The organism is Microcystis panniformis FACHB-1757, from assembly GCF_001264245.1.
In the GTDB taxonomy this organism is placed as follows: Bacteria; Cyanobacteriota; Cyanobacteriia; order Cyanobacteriales; family Microcystaceae; genus Microcystis; species Microcystis panniformis.
In genome coordinates this window covers 1809130-1826628 of the sequence record NZ_CP011339.1, presented here as the reverse complement: position 1 = coordinate 1826628, position 17499 = coordinate 1809130, and the positions used below count along the sequence as shown (strand labels likewise).

General features: G+C 42.2%; 13 protein-coding genes, 1 tRNA gene and 6 pseudogenes. 7 read left to right on the top strand and 13 right to left on the bottom strand.

Annotated elements, in window-relative coordinates:
• Positions 1-21: 21 nt before the first annotated feature.
• Positions 22-1051: pseudogene (locus VL20_RS08805) on the bottom strand (RNA-guided endonuclease InsQ/TnpB family protein); the annotation flags it as partial.
• A gap of 192 nt (positions 1052-1243) precedes the next feature.
• Between VL20_RS08805 and VL20_RS27870 the strand changes: the two are divergent.
• Positions 1244-1966, top strand: a pseudogene (locus VL20_RS27870) (IS1 family transposase); the annotation flags it as partial.
• Between the two features lie 48 nt (positions 1967-2014).
• Here the strand turns inward: VL20_RS27870 and VL20_RS27865 are convergent.
• The 7 genes and pseudogenes from VL20_RS27865 to VL20_RS33680 all read right to left on the bottom strand — a co-directional run.
• A pseudogene (locus VL20_RS27865) lies at positions 2015-2137 on the bottom strand (helix-turn-helix domain-containing protein); the annotation flags it as partial.
• A 342-nt stretch (positions 2138-2479) separates the two neighbouring features.
• Positions 2480-2878: a type II toxin-antitoxin system VapC family toxin gene (gene vapC, locus VL20_RS08790; protein WP_052276264.1), complete on the bottom strand. Its 399-nt coding sequence runs from the start codon at positions 2876-2878 to the stop codon at positions 2480-2482.
• Positions 2865-3077: a type II toxin-antitoxin system VapB family antitoxin gene (locus VL20_RS08785; RefSeq protein WP_002754145.1), complete on the bottom strand. Its 213-nt coding sequence runs from the start codon at positions 3075-3077 to the stop codon at positions 2865-2867. The genes vapC and VL20_RS08785 overlap by 14 nt, the downstream gene beginning before the upstream one ends.
• Before the next feature lie 148 nt (positions 3078-3225).
• Positions 3226-3495 carry a type II toxin-antitoxin system RelE family toxin gene (locus VL20_RS08780; protein ID WP_002748618.1) on the bottom strand — a complete coding sequence of 90 codons (270 nt, stop codon included), beginning with the start codon at positions 3493-3495 and terminating at the stop codon, positions 3226-3228.
• Entirely contained in the window at positions 3492-3710 is a 219-nt protein-coding gene (locus VL20_RS08775) for a hypothetical protein (RefSeq protein WP_052276263.1), read from the bottom strand. The genes VL20_RS08780 and VL20_RS08775 overlap by 4 nt, the downstream gene beginning before the upstream one ends.
• A 189-nt stretch (positions 3711-3899) precedes the next feature.
• Positions 3900-4481, bottom strand: coding sequence for a hypothetical protein (locus VL20_RS08770; protein ID WP_052278414.1), 582 nt, complete (start codon positions 4479-4481; stop codon positions 3900-3902).
• A gap of 404 nt (positions 4482-4885) precedes the next feature.
• Positions 4886-5161 (bottom strand): annotated as a pseudogene (locus VL20_RS33680) (BrnA antitoxin family protein).
• Positions 5162-5622: 461 nt separating this feature from the next.
• Between VL20_RS33680 and VL20_RS08760 the strand changes: the two are divergent.
• Complete coding sequence (locus VL20_RS08760; RefSeq protein ID WP_052275591.1) at positions 5623-6777, top strand: ISL3 family transposase; 1155 nt, start codon at positions 5623-5625, stop codon at positions 6775-6777.
• Between the two features lie 167 nt (positions 6778-6944).
• On the opposite strand, the gene purH is transcribed toward VL20_RS08760, so the two are convergent.
• On the bottom strand, positions 6945-8480 hold the full coding sequence (gene purH / locus VL20_RS08755; protein ID WP_052276262.1) for a bifunctional phosphoribosylaminoimidazolecarboxamide formyltransferase/IMP cyclohydrolase: 1536 nt from the start codon (positions 8478-8480) through the stop codon (positions 6945-6947).
• Positions 8481-8754: 274 nt separating this feature from the next.
• Positions 8755-9021 (bottom strand): annotated as a pseudogene (locus tag VL20_RS27855) (IS30 family transposase); the annotation flags it as partial.
• 482 nt (positions 9022-9503) lie between these two features.
• Here VL20_RS27855 and VL20_RS08740 point away from each other — a divergent pair.
• The gene (locus VL20_RS08740; RefSeq protein WP_052276261.1) at positions 9504-10241 is read left to right on the top strand and encodes a TIGR02391 family protein; all 738 of its coding nucleotides are present in this window, start codon (positions 9504-9506) and stop codon (positions 10239-10241) included.
• A gap of 42 nt (positions 10242-10283) precedes the next feature.
• On the opposite strand, the gene VL20_RS08735 is transcribed toward VL20_RS08740, so the two are convergent.
• On the bottom strand, positions 10284-11078 hold the full coding sequence (locus VL20_RS08735; protein ID WP_052276260.1) for a TrmH family RNA methyltransferase: 795 nt from the start codon (positions 11076-11078) through the stop codon (positions 10284-10286).
• Between the two features lie 62 nt (positions 11079-11140).
• Positions 11141-11224: transfer RNA gene (locus tag VL20_RS08730), tRNA-Leu, on the bottom strand.
• A gap of 191 nt (positions 11225-11415) precedes the next feature.
• Between VL20_RS08730 and murA the strand changes: the two genes are divergently transcribed.
• On the top strand, positions 11416-12729 hold the full coding sequence (gene murA / locus VL20_RS08725) for a UDP-N-acetylglucosamine 1-carboxyvinyltransferase (RefSeq protein WP_052276259.1): 1314 nt from the start codon (positions 11416-11418) through the stop codon (positions 12727-12729).
• A 102-nt stretch (positions 12730-12831) separates the two neighbouring features.
• Here the strand turns inward: murA and VL20_RS08720 are convergent.
• A pseudogene (locus tag VL20_RS08720) lies at positions 12832-13140 on the bottom strand (ABC transporter ATP-binding protein); the annotation flags it as partial.
• Positions 13141-13188: 48 nt separating this feature from the next.
• Here VL20_RS08720 and VL20_RS08715 point away from each other — a divergent pair.
• From VL20_RS08715 to VL20_RS08705, 3 genes are all read left to right on the top strand, one after another.
• A complete protein-coding gene (locus tag VL20_RS08715; protein ID WP_052276258.1) occupies positions 13189-14343 on the top strand; it encodes an ISL3 family transposase in 1155 nt (384 codons plus the stop codon).
• A 450-nt stretch (positions 14344-14793) separates the two neighbouring features.
• A complete protein-coding gene (locus VL20_RS08710) occupies positions 14794-16539 on the top strand; it encodes a VWA domain-containing protein (RefSeq protein ID WP_052276257.1) in 1746 nt (581 codons plus the stop codon).
• A 177-nt stretch (positions 16540-16716) separates the two neighbouring features.
• Positions 16717-17439, top strand: a complete 723-nt coding sequence (locus tag VL20_RS08705; protein ID WP_004163389.1) for a DNA repair protein RecN — start codon at positions 16717-16719, stop codon at positions 17437-17439.
• The last annotated feature ends 60 nt before the right edge of the window (positions 17440-17499 follow it).

Here is a 17499-nt window from a genome sequence, read left to right as displayed (position 1 = left end):
ACGGACGGCGATTCCCAAACCTCACGATTTGGGTTTCTGCTTCTTTCCCGAAGGATTTTTCGCACCTGCCTTAACAGATTTACTCTGTTCTGGTCTTATGGTCGCTCTACAGACTGACACCGCAAGCCCTGCGGCCAAAATATTTTTACTCGCGTTAATATCTCGGTCATGGTGTGTTCCACAGTCTGGACAATCCCATTCTCGAACATTTAACGGCATTTTCAAGGGCAATATGCCCACAATTACTACATCTTTTAGAGCTAGGAAACCATCTATCTATTTCGATGTAGTTTCTCCCATACCAACGGCATTTATAGGCTAATTGTCGAGTGATTTCTCCCCAGCTTACATCAGATATTGCCTGAGATAACTTGGGGTTTTTGACCATATTCTTGACGGCTAAATTATCAACCACAATCGTTTGGTTTTCACGAACTAATTGAGTGGTTAGCTTATGTAAATGGTCTTTTCTACTATCGGTGATTTGAGCGTGAATCCTTGCTACTTTGATTTTTGCCTTTTCCCGATTTTTTGACCCTTTCTGTTTTCGAGAAAGACTTTTAGATGCTCTTCGCAGTCTCCGATAATGCTTGTTAAAATGCTCAGGATTAGATACTTTGTCACCATCGCTGGTAATCACAAGGCTACTAATTCCTAAGTCAATTCCGATGGCTTTATCTGTTACTGGTAATGGCTTAATTGTTGGGTCATCAAATCTTATTGAAATATGCCAACGTCCAGAAGGATGTAATCTGACTGTTACTGTACTTGGTTCACAGCTTTCTGGTATTTGTCTTGACCATCGAATAGGTAAAGGTTCTGTGCATTTGGCTAAATAGATTTGTTTGTCTTTAAATTTAAAGGCTGATTTGGTAAATTCGGCACTTCCTCCCTGATGTTTTTTCTTAAAGTTAGGATACTTAGTACGACCAGCAAAGAAATTAGTGAAAGCTGTTTGTAAATGTCTTAACCCTTGTTGTAAGGGTACACAGCTTACTTCATTGAGAAAGTTTAATTCTTCTTGCTTTTTCCAATCAGTTAGCATTGAAGAAGGGTAGTGATTCGGTAGTAGTGGTAAGCCATCTTGCTTATCTGGACTGAGTCGTGTAGAATATTTACTAATAAAAATAATTGCTTGATAAATGTTGGGGATTTGCTTTTTATGATTGCTATTTTTATCAATATCTTCTCTTGGATAATTAAACTTTGGTTAAATTACGATGAAGATTTAGAACATTGTCTTCTGACAAAAGATTCACAAACTTCAACATCTTGTTGTCCTAAATGTGGTTCTTATCATACCATCAAAAATGGTTCTACACATAATGGCAAGCCGAAACGTCAGTGTAAAGATTGCGGTCAACCGTTTGTGATCAATCCCACTAATAAAACCGTCTCTGACGAAACCAAACAATTAATTGATAAACTCCTGCTCGAACGAATTTCCTGACGAGGAATTGCTAGAGTAACAGGGGTAAGTTGGTCATGGTAACAAAATTATGTCAACAATAAACTGGCGGCTGTTCCCCGTCAAATAAAGGTTTCGGACAAACCAAAAGGTAAATTGGTTATAGAATGTGATGAAATGTGGTCTTTGGTTTTTTCTAAGACGATAAAAGTCTATATTTGGCGGTTAATTGATAGAAATACAAGAGAAATTATTGGTTGCTATGCGCGGAGATAGGAGTCGTCAATCAGCCAAAAAACTTTGGGCTAGTTTACCAGGCGTTTACCGACAATGTGCAGTTGCTTACACAGACTTTTGGGAGTCATATAAGACAGTAATTCCCAGTAAACGTCATCGACCAGTCGGTCAAGAAACTGGTCAAACTAATCATATTGAAAGATTAAATAATACCTTTCGACAAAGGATTTCTCGGCTGGTGAGAGAGAGTCTATCTTTCTCTAAAAAAATGGAGAATCACGTTGGGGAACCCTTTGGTATTTTATCCATGACTACAATGCACAGCAAAGCAAAGGATTAAGCCGCCATCACTACTACCGAATCACCACCCCAAGCTTGTGTTCGTTCGTGGAGAGCTTTGTTGTAAACCAATCTTACACAGCCCAAAGTGCGCCGCAATAGCGACTCTTGTTCGGGTGTGGGGTAAAATCGAAACGAATAGGCTTTTTCCATACCTCACATTTTAGCATATATTTCGTAAACGATGCTCATATTTAACAGTAAAGCCGTCGTAGAACGACGGGGTTTCAGACCCAAAATTTTCGATGAAGATAGTTTCACCAATTTGCGCTCCAAGCCCAGGTTTTAGTTTGCATTCTTCCACTGTTCCAATACCACCTTCGTGTGACTGTACCATTCTGAATTTGATTACGATTAGGCTTGCCCTCGTAACGCGCCGATAGACCAACCAGTGCCTTCGGCATCGCAACTAAACTCACAGCTTCAATCAATGGGCATGGTGCGTTCCCAAAAATCGATCGGTGGAGCAGTAGGACCCCCATTAGGGAACGCACCCTAGGGCTGAAAACGGAGATTTTGAAGAGATCGCACTTGAGCAATGGTTTCAAAATCACGGTCGTTGTGAATCAGAAGCAGATCATTTTCCAGTGCCGCTTGAGCAATACAGCAATCAATTGGGCTGCGAACAGTCAATCCTTGACGACGCAGATCATAGTAAATACGTGCAGCCGCTTGCCAGGAAGAAGGACTGAGTTCAACATAATCCTGCACTTCGAGGTAAGTAGAGAGGATTGTCCACTCTTGCTCGTTTAAGCTCCCTTGAAGCAGTTCAAGCTGGGTAAAGCGGGTGAGTAAAATCTCACGATTTGCAATTAACGTTTCCAGTTGCTGGCGAACTTGACCACTGCGATCGCGGAAGACGCTGATCCACACAGATGTGTCAATCAGCAACATGACGAGTTTCACGTAGGGCTTTATAATCAAAATCTGGAGCAAATTGAATTTGTCCGGCAAGGTCGAGAAGGTTTTTCTTACGGCGGGATTTTACGAATTCTTGTAGAGCAAGATTCATTAGTTCCTCTTGGGTGGTGAGGTTAGTCAGTTGAAAGGCTTCCTTGAGAAGCGATTCATCAAGGTTGAGGGTAATTTGCATAGGATGGATATTAGATTGAAGTATAAGTGATTATTTTCTTTACATTTTAATCCGATAGATGACTAACCCACCTCTGGGCATATCTTTGTTAGTTGGCTCTCAAGCTTTAAGCTACATAGGGCAATGGCGTAGTGCCTTCGGCATCGCACTACAATTGCTCCAGCAGCATATCGTACTCTGCATGGGAACCAACCCAGAACCAAATCACCGTATCATCCTCTAATTGACCGACAGCACGATAATCCCTATTGATGCGTGCAGAATAGATGGGCAGCTTTGGATGGACTTTCTTGAATCGCAAGCTGGGATAGCTTGGGTCTTCTTTGAATTGCCGATACGCTTTACGGGTCTGCTCTTGAATCGGTTTTGGAAGATTTGCAAACATCTCCCGAAAACGAGCAGTGGTACAAGACTTCACAACGTTTCTGGATCTAATTCTTGAGTCTTGCCCAATCGATGTTCTGCCATTGCTTCGGCTGCTAGTTTAGCCAGCAAGTTTGGTGAGCCGGCAAAGGAGTCATTCCATCGCTTTTCTTCTTCGAGTTCTGCCAAAATCAGAGATGCGATCGCGTCCTGTTGATCGGTTGACAAGGTTTGTAATTGGGCGATCACCTGCTCAAGTCGTTCAGTCATATACAACATCTAACGTATAGGGCTTAATATATTCTAGCCTCCAAGTTGCTACAGCGATGGCGTACTGCTACCCAGTGCCTTCAGCATCGCACTTAAACTCATAGCTTCAATCAATGTGCATGGTACGTTCCCCAAAATCGATCAGTGGAGCAGTAGGATCCAGATTAGGGAACGCACCCTACGGCTATATTATCCCTTGTGAATTCGATAGGTCACGGTGTAATCCCAACTCGAATACCATCCTCCTTTTTTTCGGAGAGTCCAAAACTGGGCGTGGCTCCCACTGGAAATTGCTGAAACTGGCAAATCACGCTTGAGTTGTCCCAATTCATCATCTTTATCCAGCATCATTGCGAGTCCTACACCCGCAATCGCAAGCAGAAGAATTGTTCCCGTAATTTGGGCAGGGGGATAGGGAACCGCTTTTAAGCCCGCAGATATGGCACTTCCCACTTTCGTCACCATTTCACCATGCTTTGACCAGTCTTTGTTTGCGTCTTCATCATATCCAGCCAAGGCAATGTACAAAGTGTTGTTTTCAGGTACGTCATCATCAAATATAATACCGCCCCCTTTACCAAATGGTTTGCGCTGCTTGTCGTTAATTTTAATAGGAACAGTCAAGACTGGGCGAATTTTCAGATCATCGCCTGTCGCTCCTAATTTTGAGTAAGAACCGACACCACCCAAGATGTAAAATTCATCTGCACCAGTAACATCCTCAGTGTCACGGCAATATACATCAACCAGCTCAATTCGAATTCTAGTCATGGCTTTTAACTCTATGTAGGTACTGTTATTCGAGGGTTGCCGCATAACTGTTAATTATACGGAAACTCTCTGTATAACACTCTTCAGAGTAACGATATGGGTCAACTTTCTGTATGTCACTCCATTTAGGCGCAATCGCAAGAAACTTCCCCCAGATCACACTCAAAAGCCTGTTAGCCAGATTAGCTTACTGCCAACAATCTCCTTTTAAGGAGACTTATCATAGAAGCTTTCCAGAATTATGGCAAAGATCCTTGTATCTGGCTGCACTTTGTCACAAAATTTTACTATTATTTCGGGTGCGGTGATTTGTTATAGCGGTTTTCAGTCTAATAAAGTATGGTAAATCCCTTGTTATGCCGCTGCAATCCTTGTTTTCAAATACAAAAACATGAATCTGCCTGTTATTGATGTGCCTCCATATACGCTCGTAGCAATTGATTGATCTGTGTTTGATAGCCACGCCCTTGAGACTTAAACCACTCTAATACATCGCTATCAATGGGGAGTGTAACTTGAGCCTTGGCTTTTGTAGCAGGTAAACCCCGCCGCACTACCGCCTTAGCAAACATTTCTGGCGTAATCTCTGGACAATCTGATCAATCAATATCTTCATCGCTCATCGCATCCAATCGTTGCCAATCAGTTTGAGAGTTGCTCGAAGTAGGTTCGTTGTTCATATTTCGTCCTGGAGTTCTAGCAAAGATTCTTATATCTGACTGCACTTTGTCACAAAACTTTACTATTATTTTGACACTTTTAATGGTTGGAGAGGAAACATTAATCGCCAAGTATGGTCAATTTTTGTCCAAAGCATTTGAGGAAATGACCTAAATAAATAGCCAAATATAGCACTATTTTCTTTGTTCCCCAAAAGCTGGACATACTCGCGCTTTTGGGAAATTTAAAACTATTGAATAGGGGAAATTAACCGATAATTAGGGCTTGCTGAAAAAGTACGGGCGAAGCATTCGGATAGAAAATCTCCAGTTTCACCGATAGGTTATTGCCCGAATGCTTCGCCCCTACAGGACGCGGGCCGATGAAGACGCAAGGTTTTGAAGCACGATTCTCTCAAAATCGGCTCTTCTAGGTTCTGTGTGAGCATGGTATAATAGTAACACAGAACAGGAGGTGGGTTATGTGGATAAATTTTGATCAACTCCTCGATTTACCAAATGTAACAGTGGTCAATTATCAAAAAATTGCTCAGACAATTTTCCTAAAGCTTGCTCTTTTAAATGAAACAATTGAATGTCCGAATTGCCATCAAACCTTAGACAGAATCAATCAGACAGAGTATAATCTAGTCAGAGACTTGTCAATATTAGGTAATCCAGTATATTTAGAAGTACCACGCCGTCAGTTTCATTGTCAAAAGTGCCAAAAGTATATCAGCGAAAGACTGAGTTTTATGAGATTAAGACAGCATCATACAATTCGCTATGAATCGATGATTTATGAGAGAGTAAAAAATTGTAGCATCGAAGAAATAAGTCGAGAAGAAGGGTTAGGATGGTCAGAAGTTGAGTTAATATTTAATCACTGTGCTAAAGAACTAGAAAAGGAAGAGTGGGAAGCACCAGAACGAATAAGCTTAGATGAATTTAGTAACTTAAAAGGACATAAAGATTTCATCACAACGGTCGTAGATATGGACAAGAAAATTTTACTAGATGTGATTAAAGGACATAAGCAAGAAGAATTAATGGAAGCCTTAAAAGCACAGCCAGACGCAGTTCGGGAGAAAGTGAAAGAAGTGAGCGTCGATATGTGGTCAGGATTTACAGCAGTGATCAAGGAATTATTTCCCAATGCTAAAATCATCTATGACCGTTTTCATGTAATGGCTATCATCAATGACGAGCTTAATAAATTGAGAAAGTTAATGGGGGTGCATGAAAAAGGATTACCTCATTTATTATGGAAGAATAAAGAGGACTTAAAGGACGAGCAAAAACAACAACTAGAAGTTATTCTGAAAGAACATCCATGCTTAGGAATAGCCGGGGAAATGAAAGAAGAAATTAGACAAATTTATCAAAGTAGTAGAACGTTCAGAGGTGCTGAGAGAAAATTGGAAAAATGGATAAGAATAGGCGGGATATTATATGAAAGTAGTGCCAGGATGATCCAGAAGCATTTGCCAGGTATTTGTAATTACTTTGAAAATCAGACAACCAACGGATTAATTGAGGGAATGAATACCAAAATAAAGCTTATTAAAAGAATGAGTTATGGATTTACCAATTTTGAACATCTTCGACTTAAGCTGTTTGCTTGCTTTAATTCATAACAAAAATTAACACACGAAAACCAGAAGAGCCTCAAAATCTTGCACCTGTTTCGCCAGAAAAGCCACAAAACCCTTACCTTGCCTACATTTCACATTTATTCAGCAAACCCTAATTAATAACTGGTTGGGGTGCGTTAATTTAAGCAATAACACACCCTAACCTTGTATTAATGCAAGAAATGACGAATGCCTGTTAAGACCATAATTAAACCTAACTCATTAGCGGCATTAATCGAATCCTGATCTTTTAAAGAACCTCCGGGTTGAACAATTGCCTCGATACCAAACTGGGCCGCCGTGCGAACAGAATCATCAAAGGGGAAAAAGCCATCACTAGCTAAATAGCCACCTTTAGCAGCTTCCCCTGCTTGTTCAAGGGCAATTTTTACCGAACCAACGCGATTCATTTGTCCCGCACCAACGCCTAAAGTAGTTTGATTTTTTGTCACCACAATAGCGTTAGATTTAACGTGCTTAGATACTTTCCAAGCAAACAGTAATTCCGCTAATTGTGCGGGGGTAGGTTGTTTTTCTGTCACCACTCGCCACTCATCCGGGGTTTCTACCACGTCATCGGCCGCTTGTACTAGAAAACCGCCAGCGATAACTTTTACTGTTTGTTTTTCTCCCCTGCTTAAATCCGGCAGCAATAAAATCCGCACTTTTGACTTTTTAGCGAGGATATCCCGGGCTTCAGGGCTACAATCGGGGGCAACCACGCATTCTAGGAAGGTTTTCGTTAATTCTTTAGCGGTTGCTTCATCTATGGCTTGATTTAGGGCAACAATACCCCCAAAAGCCGAGATAGCATCGGCATGAAAAGCTTTAGCATAAGCTTCCACTAAGCTACCACCGATCGCCACTCCACAGGGATTAGTGTGTTTCAAGATAGCGGCGGCCGGTTCTTCCCTGCCGAATTCGACGATTAAACGGCGGGCTGCTTCTAAATCGACTAAATTGTTATAACTTAGTTCTTTTCCCTGTAATAAGGTCGCTTTTCCCCAACCTTGAGCCATTGTACCGCTACCATACCAAGTGGCGCTTTGGTGGGGATTTTCGCCGTAACGCAGGGTTTGCAGGGCATTTCCCGCCAAATTAAAGCGCGTCGTTTCCCCGTTTAAGCTGGCGAAATAGGATGCGATCGCTCCATCGTAGGCATTGGTTAAAGCGAAGGTTTCCCCCGCCATTTTTTGACGGAATTCCAGGGAGATTTCGCCGTTATTTTGCCGTAATTGGCTTAAATACTGCTCGTAATACTTCGGGTTACTGATGACAGTCAAATGGGCGAAATTTTTAGCCGAGGCGCGTAACATCGCCGGACCGCCAATATCGATTTGTTCGATCGCCTGAGCGGTGGTAACATCAGGATTAGCGATCGTCTGTTCAAAGGGATAGAGATTAACCACCACCAAATCAAAAGGACGAATTTGATTAGCCTCCATTTCCGCTAAATCTGACTGCCAATCCCGTCTAGCCAAAATACCGCCATGGATGCGAGGATGGAGAGTTTTCACCCTTCCGCCCAAGATTTCAGGAGATCCTGTATATTCTCCCACTTTAATCACGGGAATTCCCTCCGATTGGAGCGTTTTGGCGGTTCCTCCACTGCTAATAATTTCAAAATCAAATTCTTCTGTTAGCTGACGGGCAAAGTCAACTATTCCGGTTTTGTCAGTCACGCTGATCAGCGCTAAACGTCCCATAGTAGTGATCTATAAGCAACCATTTCAGTATATCTCAGTCCTAACCCGTTAAAAATTAAAAAAAGTAGGTTAGTAAATAATCAGCTGCTTCTATATTTTTATCTCTCAAATAGCAACTTATGCCAAGGCAATTTTTAAAGTCCTCCTTGAAAGATTTAGTCTGACTTGTTAAAAAATACAGGATTTTTTAGGGTAACGAAGTCCATCGAGATTAGTGAAAACCCCTTGGCAACCGTCATCGCCAAATGTTGTCAGATTACCATCATCGGCCAATTCAAGTCTGAATTGCATTACTGTCTGATCTACCTTCATAGAATACCTCATTCGGGCTACGATAGTCAAGACATTTTCGAGGACGATTGTTAATCAAGTTTACGGCTCTTTCCACCTCCTCTGGCTTAAGGATTTTAAAATTCGTTCCCTTGGGAAAAAATTGTCTTAACAGTCCATTAGTAGGCTCGTTTAATCCCCTCTCCCAAGAATGATAAGGAGTAGCAAAATAAAAATCTGCTCCTAGTTTCTGACTCAACTCTTGATGTCCACTTTCACTATTCATAGAACGTAGGTTGGGTTGAAGCATGAAACCCAACGCCCGATTATGTTACGCTACCGCTAACCCATCCTACAAATAATTGTGCCTCCCTACTTAAAAAATTGGTTGACTGTCTCAAATTTCACTATTCATAGAAACAGTTTCACCTATCCGAGGGATTTATATAGGGCTTGCTGAATAAATGTGAAATATAGACGAGGTAAGGGTTTTAGGGTTCTGTTTTGCTCTCACAGGTGCAAGATTTTGAGAGAATCGTCGTTCAAAACCTTGCGTCTTCATCGGCCCGTGTCCTGTAGGGGCGAAGCATTCGGGCAATAACCTATCGGTGAAACCGTAGATTTTCTATCCGAATGCCTCGCCCGTACTTTTTCAGCAGACCCTATATAGATGTCGGTTTTAGCAAATTCCCGTTACGAAAATCAAAACTACATAGTATAATAGTACTGTTATTTACCTTTCGAGGTGTAAATATGAGTTTAACAGAAAAACAAAAAAACCTTTTGCGATGGATAGTTAAAGGAGTACTGGCTGGTGATTTTCCCGCCGAGGACAATATTTTGTGGGGTTGTCAGGTTTTCGGAGGTCCTAGTTGGCCAAATTACACGGGTTCTGATAGCTGTCCTGAGGTCGAATTCCCAACGCTCGGTGGATTAGAAAAATCTGGTTATATTAATTTGCAAACAATAGCCTCGGATGAATACAAGTGCGCTCTAACACAAAAAGCTTATGAAGCGGTTGATTCTAACTTTGCTGAACCCAATCGCTCGGCTATTCGTCATCTAATTCCCTTGACTGAAGTTGAACATTTAGACTGCGAACTATGGGAGAGAGTCCGTTTTTCTGTGAGTGCGGGTGGAGATAATCCAAAAGCGTGGGATACTGCGATTCGCAATGCGACAGTGGTTTTAGAAGACCGCATGAGGAAACTGGGAAATATAGATAATATTAATCAAAAAGCCACGGGTAATGGTATTGTTAACCTAATTTTTGGAAGCAATAAATCTCTACAAAAAGATAAGCTTCCATCAGAAGAATTAGAGGCATACCGTGATTTATATTCGGGTACAATGAAGCTTTTTCGTAACCGTTACGCTCATCGATTCATCGATCCTAAACCAGAGGAGGGTGGAGAAATTATCGTATTCATTAATTTATTGTTGAAGATGCTAGATAATTTAGATTGGGAGACAGAAAACGAGAATACATAAATCTCTAATTCTTGTCTGGTTTAACGGTGGATTACGCTGACGCTAATCCACCCTACTGTAGGATAATTGTCTTCTAGCTTCGTAGAGGATGACAGCAGTAGCGATCGCAACATTTAAAGATTCCACACCACCAAAGAGGGGAATTTTCACCGTTTCATCGGCTAAAGTCGCTAATTGGGGTGATAAACCGGCTCCTTCATTGCCTAATAATATTAAAGTCGGACGGGTAAAATCAATCTCCCAGTGGTTTTTGGTGGCTGTGGGTAAAGTCGCGATCGCTTTTACCCCCTGTGCTTGATATTTTTTCACTAAAGCCGATAAATCCGATTCTACCACTAGGGGCGATCGAAACCATTCCCCGGCGGAACTGCGGATCACTTTCGGGTTATCGATTTCGACGCTATCGAGACTTAACCAGATACCCTGTACTTCCGTAGCCACGGCAGTGCGAATAATAGTGCCGAGATTACCCGGATCCTGCAATCTTTCCAAAACTAAGCCCAATTGTAGCGGATTTTGGGGGGTTGGATGAAGGTGATGACGGGAAATAGTGGCAATCACACCATCGGGATTAACCGTTGTTGCTAGGGAAGCGAGAACTTCCGGGGAAACTATCTCGACTCGTTTCGCCTGATTTTGAAACTTTTCTGCTAATTCTGCCTGTCTTTGCTGCCACTTTTCAGTATAACAGACCGTCTCTAGGGAACAATTCACCGCTAAAGCCGTCTCTAGTAAGTGCGTTCCCTCAATTAAGGACAAATTCTGCTCCTGTCGCTCTCTAGTGCGGTGTAGCTTGCGAATTTGCTTGATTAAAGGGTTTTGAACACTGCTAATCATAGCCAATCGTATTTTTCACCCCGCTAGGGCTGCCCTAAATAACTACGTTTTGAGGGAGATAATGCGGAACTCGGGACTTGAACCCGAAAGTCTTTGCAGACACTAGAACCTGAATCTAGCGCGTCTACCAATTCCGCCAGTTCCGCATTTTTCTTTCACAATCTCCTATTATACTATCGGACAATCCATAAGTCAAGATAGTTGAGATAATTAAGACAAAAATCGTTTTTCAGGGTAGAATCACCGATAATTCGTTCAAAAATCTGATAAAATGCAGTCTAATTTTACCAAAGCTTTCCTTAGCCAAGACTCCCAACTAAGATAAATGAATGATCCTATGACCATCGATACCGAGCATCCCTATTTAGAAATTCAAGGTCGTCACTCTCTCAAGGGTGAAGTTAAGATCAGTGGTGCCAAAAATGCCGCTCTAGTGATTATGGCGGGAGCTTTACTCTGCTCCGACGAGTGCCAGATTAGTAATGTACCTGCTCTAGCCGATATCGAGCGGATGAGTCAAATTCTCTCGGCTTTGGGCGTGCAAGTCCGTCGCACCGGAGATAGACTAGAGATTAATGGCAGAGACCTCAAACAAGCTCAAGCGCCCTACGATCTCGTCTCCCAGTTGCGAGCCAGTTTTTTTGCCATCGGACCGATTTTAGCCCGTTTAGGAGAAGCAAAAGTTCCCCTCCCCGGTGGCTGCGCCATTGGGGCCAGACCAGTGGATCTGCACGTTAGAGGCCTACAGTCAATGGGTGCAGATGTATTAATTGATGGCGGCATGGTACACGCCCGCGTTAAAGGGAATGGTCGTCTGAAAGGGGCGAATATTTATCTGGATTATCCCAGTGTGGGAGCGACGGAAACCCTAATGATGGCGGCGACTTTAGCGTTCGGGGAAACCATTCTCGGTAATGCGGCCCAGGAGCCAGAGGTGATTGATTTGGCCAATTTTTGTGTTTCCATGGGGGCAAAAATTCGCGGTGCCGGAACCAATACAATTGTCATTGAGGGAGTTTCCCGTCTGCACAGTACCGATTACAATATCATTCCCGATCGCATTGAAGCCGGGACTTTACTGATAGCCGGGGCGATTACCCGCTCAGAAATTAGTCTTTATCCCGTGATTCCCAGCCATTTAGCTTCGGTAATTGCCAAACTGCACGAAATCGGTCCGGAAGTGGTGGAAGATGATCCTAATCGTCTCCGGATTATCCCTAGAGACTTAAAAGCCACCGATATCGAAACCCTACCCTATCCCGGGTTTCCCACGGATATGCAGGCCCAATTTATGGCTCTATTAACTTTAGCCGAGGGCAGTAGCGTAGTTAATGAGACGGTTTTTGAAAATCGTCTGCGTCATGTGGCCGAATTAAAGCGTCTGGGAGCAGATATCAAGGTCAAAGGAAATGTGGCTTTAGTGCGCGGTGTGCCTTTCCTCTCCGGGGCGCCGGTGATGGCCACGGATCTACGCGCTTCGGCAGCTTTGGTGGTGGCGGGATTGGCGGCCCAGGGGACTACTATTGTGCAGGGACTCCATCACCTCGATCGAGGTTACGATAATTTAGAGGGTAAATTAAGAGCATTAGGGGCAAATTTACGCCGGGTTGATCCTTTAGCCTTAGAATTGGCTACCCTGTCCCCATCTTAATAGAAAAAGGGCGAAGCATTCGGGCAATAACCTATCGCTGAAACCGTAGATTTCCTATCCGAATGCCTTGCCCCTACAGATATTATCTGACTTTTTTACCGCCTATTCATCTGCCGTAAAATAACGCTCCAGAAAATCGAGAGCATGATTTCTTAAATCATAATATTCTTGAGTTTCTCTCATGGCGTGACGCTCCCGGGGATGGGGAAAAGGCACTGTTAAAATCTCACCGATATTAGCATGGGGCCCATTGGTCATTAAAACAATGCGATCGGACATGAAAATTGCCTCATCTACATCATGGGTAATCATGATCACCGCTTGCCGGTGACTCTCCCAAATTTTCAGCACTTCCTGTTGTAATTTTCGCTTAGTTAAAGCATCTAAAGCCCCAAAAGGTGGCTCTTCTAGGTTCTGTGTGAGCATGGTATAATAGTAACACAGAACAGGAGGTGGGTTATGTGGATAAATTTTGATCAACTCCTCGATTTACCAAATGCAACAGTGGTCAATTATCAAAAAATTGCTCAGACAATTTTCCTAAAGCTTGCTCTTTTAAATGAAACAATTGAATGTCCGAATTGCCATCAAACCTTAGACAGAATCAATCAGACAGAGTATAATCTAGTCAGAGACTTGTCAATATTAGGTAATCCAGTATATTTAGAAGTACCACGCCGTCAGTTTCATTGTCAAAAGTGCCAAAAGTATATCAGCGAAAGACTGAGTTTTATGAGATTAAGACAGCATCATACAATTCGCTATGAATCGATGATTTATGAGAGAGTAAAAAATTGTAGCATCGAAGAAATAAGTCGAGAAGAAGGGTTAGGATGGTCAGAAGTTGAGTTAATATTTAATCACTGTGCTAAAGAACTAGAAAAGGAAGAGTGGGAAGCACCAGAACGAATAAGCTTAGATGAATTTAGTAACTTAAAAGGACATAAAGATTTCATCACAACGGTCGTAGATATGGACAAGAAAATTTTACTAGATGTGATTAAAGGACATAAGCAAGAAGAATTAATGGAAGCCTTAAAAGCACAGCCAGACGCAGTTCGGGAGAAAGTGAAAGAAGTGAGCGTCGATATGTGGTCAGGATTTACAGCAGTGATCAAGGAATTATTTCCCAATGCTAAAATCATCTATGACCGTTTTCATGTAATGGCTATCATCAATGACGAGCTTAATAAATTGAGAAAGTTAATGGGGGTGCATGAAAAAGGATTACCTCATTTATTATGGAAGAATAAAGAGGACTTAAAGGACGAGCAAAAACAACAACTAGAAGTTATTCTGAAAGAACATCCATGCTTAGGAATAGCCTGGGAAATGAAAGAAGAAATTAGACAAATTTATCAAAGGAGTAGAACGTTCAGAGGTGCTGAGAGAAAATTGGAAAAATGGATAAGAATAGGCGGGATATTATATCAAAGTAGTGCCAGGATGATCCAGAAGCATTTGCCAGGTATTTGTAATTACTTTGAAAATCAGACAACCAACGGATTAATTGAGGGAATGAATACCAAAATAAAGCTTATTAAAAGAATGAGTTATGGATTTACCAATTTTGAACATCTTCGACTTAAGCTGTTTGCTTGCTTTAATTCATAACAAAAATTAACACACGAAAACTAGAAGAGCCATATCTGGCTCTTCTAGGTTCTGTGTGATAAGTTTAACTTACATAGGATCGATCGATCTTTGTGTCCTCTGTGTCTCTGTGGTTCCCTCTACTCCCTCGCCAGCAGGACTGTATCTCAGAATACATTTTACCCACCAAATCCAAAAGAGCCCAAATCGTTCTTAAAAGTTTACTTTTATGTTGAGTTTTGAGGGCATTGCCGGCAAGAGAACTGGTCGTTTTTTTGGTCTAGATGCCTTTAATTTTAACCTAAAATTTACTTTTTCATAATTTTACCTTAACTAAAAATTGCTCAGTCAGGACCATTGGTAAATAGTTAGGGGTGGGGAATGTAAGATATGGATGTAAATATGTTCTCATCCCATCTGCATTGATCCGAGTAACTTCGTGCTTTATTGGTTATTACTCTGTCAAGACTCATGATTAAACGCCAAAATCTTGCTTTTTCTCGTTATTTAACCTCAGTTACTCCCTTAACCGTCCTGTCTACCTTAGTATTTCTAGGTGCTTGTGGACAGCAACCCCAACAACAAGGAAGCCAACAACCCAGACAACAGGGACTTGAAGTCAAATTTCTCGTGGGAAGCGACCTAGCCCAATTCTGTCAGCAAGCAGCCACGAAATTGAACCAAAGCCAACCCAAACTCGCTAGCGGTGAAGCCTTTTACCTCAGTTGCGAAGCTAAAGGAAGCGGCGATGTGGTCCAAACGATTCTCTCGCTGGCCCAACAGTACCAAAATGGAACTCTCAAAGCCGATGCGCCCGAATTTCCCACCCTTTTATCCGTCGATGGCGAAATTTATCAGAGTCAACTCATCTACCAGATGAACAAGCTATTTCCAGGACAAAATTACATCCCGGAAATTACCGACTCACCCCTGATCGCCTACAGTCCGATGGTTTTCATGACAAACGCTGACCTCGCCAAGGGTTTAGAAAAAGTAGAAGATCCCTTCGTCGCCCTAGCTAAATTGGACAACTACCGCCAACTCGATCCCAAAGCCCCACCCCTCCCCATCACTTACGTCCACACCGCGCCTACCCGTTCTAATTCTGGCTTACAAACCCTGGTGGCCCAATTTGCTGCTGTAGCAGGTAAGCGCCCGGAAGATCTGACTGTAGCTGACGTAGAAAAATATCAGGGACAAATTCAACAGATCCAGAGTAAAATCACTCGCTATGGTACTTCTACCGCTTCCCTTGCCCAATCTATGGTCGCCAACGGACCCTTTTGGGCTTCGGTAGCCTCAGTTTACGAGTCTTTGGTAATTGCTGCTAACAGCCAAGCTGGTTCCAATCAAACGCGCTATCAAGCCGTCTATCCCAAGGCTACTTTCAGTTCCAATATGCGGGCAATTTTAGCCAATGCGCCTTGGATAAGTGACCGAGAAAAAGAAGCTGCTGAAAAGGTAATTGAATTCATTCTTTTGCCCGAAACCCAACAAATTGCCGCAGATTTAGGACTGCGACCGGGTGTTCCAGGAGTAGCCTTGGGAAGCAAGTTTTCTGCTGAATTTGGCGTGAATCCTCAACCCACCTATGACTCTTACCGTTCGCCCCAACCAGAAGTAGTTGAAGCCATGCTTAAAAGCTGGCAAAATTATGCCAAGAAACCGTCGCAAGTAGCAGTAGTAATTGATACTTCTGGGTCGATGGAAGGGCAAAAACTGACATCAGTTAAGAATACTTTACTTAATTACGTTCAGAACCTGGGACCGAAGGAAAGAATTGCCCTAATTAGTTTCAATTCAGTTATTAACGAACCTGTGATTATAGAAGGAACTCCACAGGGGCGAGATCGCGGCATTGAATTTATTGGCCAACTGCGGTCCAGTGGTGGGACCAGACTTTATGATAGCGCCCTCTATGCCCGCAACTGGCTATCTCAAAATTTGCGGACTGATACTATTAATGCCGTGTTAATCTTAACTGATGGAGAAGATTCGGGGTCACAAATTAATCTGGATCAGTTGGAACAAGAGTTGCAAAAGAGTGGCTTTTCTTCCGATCAGCGAATTGCTTTCTTTACTATTGGTTATGGGAAAGAAGGAGAATTTAATCCCCAGGCTTTGCAAAAAATTGCCGAAGTTAACGGCGGTTACTATCGTCAAGGAGATCCAGCGACTATATCAACTGTGATGGGAGACTTGCAAGTAGAGTTTTAAGTAATGAATTATGAATTATGAATGGAATTCGGAGGTGGCTTCGCCGCCGAGTCAAGCGCGGGGCGGAATTCGGAGTTCCGAGGCGCATTTGTAAGTCAACCAAATGTAGAGACTGTGATTAATTCCTGAATTAATCTACTAAATCATCAACCATCAATCATCAACGGTTAACTAAAAATGAAAATTGCTAACCCTCTTTATTACCCTTTAGCCGTTTTAGCAGGCGGGATCGTTTTAGTTGTTGGTGTTCGCTTTTTGGGATTATCTAATACTGTTACTTTACCAACAGCATTGGCGGTAACTGTAGTCGGCGCAACCGCCTTGAAAGCTAGAGAACCAGATGGGGAGAAACGGGTCAAACAACAATTACAACAGGAACTGCAAGTTATTCAAGGTTCGGCTCAAAGTTTAGCAGGAAAGGCAGAAGTTCTGCGTCAAGAAGCTAACCAATTATTAAGCAGCAGTTCAGTGCAAATGGACTTATTAATCGCCGTACAGCAAGCTTGCGATAGTGCTATTGAACTTCCCCCAAAAATAGAACAAATTGCTCAACGTTTGCCAGAAAGTGAATCCTTATTGTCAATCAATGAGTTACAACAGCAACTCTTGGAAGTTAAAAGTAAAATTCGTTCGAGTTTCGGTGTATCTCGTAAACAATTAGAACAGTTGCAAGCCAGTTTAGAACGGAATATTGAATTAGCACAACAAGGACAAGATACTCGTCAAGCAAAATTAACTAGCTTGTACACTGTGATTCAAGACTCGGCTGGGGTTCTGCAACAATTACAAAATAAATTGCGGACGGCTGACTTGACTAATTCGGAAGAACTTATAGAGTTAAGAAATTTGAGTGAAGAATTGAGTGGCTTTCAAGAAAATATTGATTTTATCATTTCTTGAACCTGACTAATCAATCAACTAAACTGGAAAAATCAACACCACAATACTACCCTGGAGATT

Bases quoted from the DNA above. Each gene is read 5' to 3' on its own strand.
- vapC (WP_052276264.1), bottom strand. From the start codon at position 2,878: ATGTTGCTGATTGACACATCTGTGTGGATCAGCGTCTTCCGCGATCGC.
- VL20_RS08785 (WP_002754145.1), bottom strand. From the start codon at position 3,077: ATGCAAATTACCCTCAACCTTGATGAATCGCTTCTCAAGGAAGCCTTT.
- VL20_RS08775 (WP_052276263.1), bottom strand. From the start codon at position 3,710: ATGACTGAACGACTTGAGCAGGTGATCGCCCAATTACAAACCTTGTCA.
- VL20_RS08770 (WP_052278414.1), bottom strand. From the start codon at position 4,481: ATGACTAGAATTCGAATTGAGCTGGTTGATGTATATTGCCGTGACACT.
- VL20_RS08760 (WP_052275591.1), top strand. From the start codon at position 5,623: ATGTGGATAAATTTTGATCAACTCCTCGATTTACCAAATGTAACAGTG.
- purH (WP_052276262.1), bottom strand. From the start codon at position 8,480: ATGGGACGTTTAGCGCTGATCAGCGTGACTGACAAAACCGGAATAGTT.
- VL20_RS08740 (WP_052276261.1), top strand. From the start codon at position 9,504: ATGAGTTTAACAGAAAAACAAAAAAACCTTTTGCGATGGATAGTTAAA.
- VL20_RS08735 (WP_052276260.1), bottom strand. From the start codon at position 11,078: ATGATTAGCAGTGTTCAAAACCCTTTAATCAAGCAAATTCGCAAGCTA.
- murA (WP_052276259.1), top strand. From the start codon at position 11,416: ATGACCATCGATACCGAGCATCCCTATTTAGAAATTCAAGGTCGTCAC.
- VL20_RS08715 (WP_052276258.1), top strand. From the start codon at position 13,189: ATGTGGATAAATTTTGATCAACTCCTCGATTTACCAAATGCAACAGTG.
- VL20_RS08710 (WP_052276257.1), top strand. From the start codon at position 14,794: ATGATTAAACGCCAAAATCTTGCTTTTTCTCGTTATTTAACCTCAGTT.
- VL20_RS08705 (WP_004163389.1), top strand. From the start codon at position 16,717: ATGAAAATTGCTAACCCTCTTTATTACCCTTTAGCCGTTTTAGCAGGC.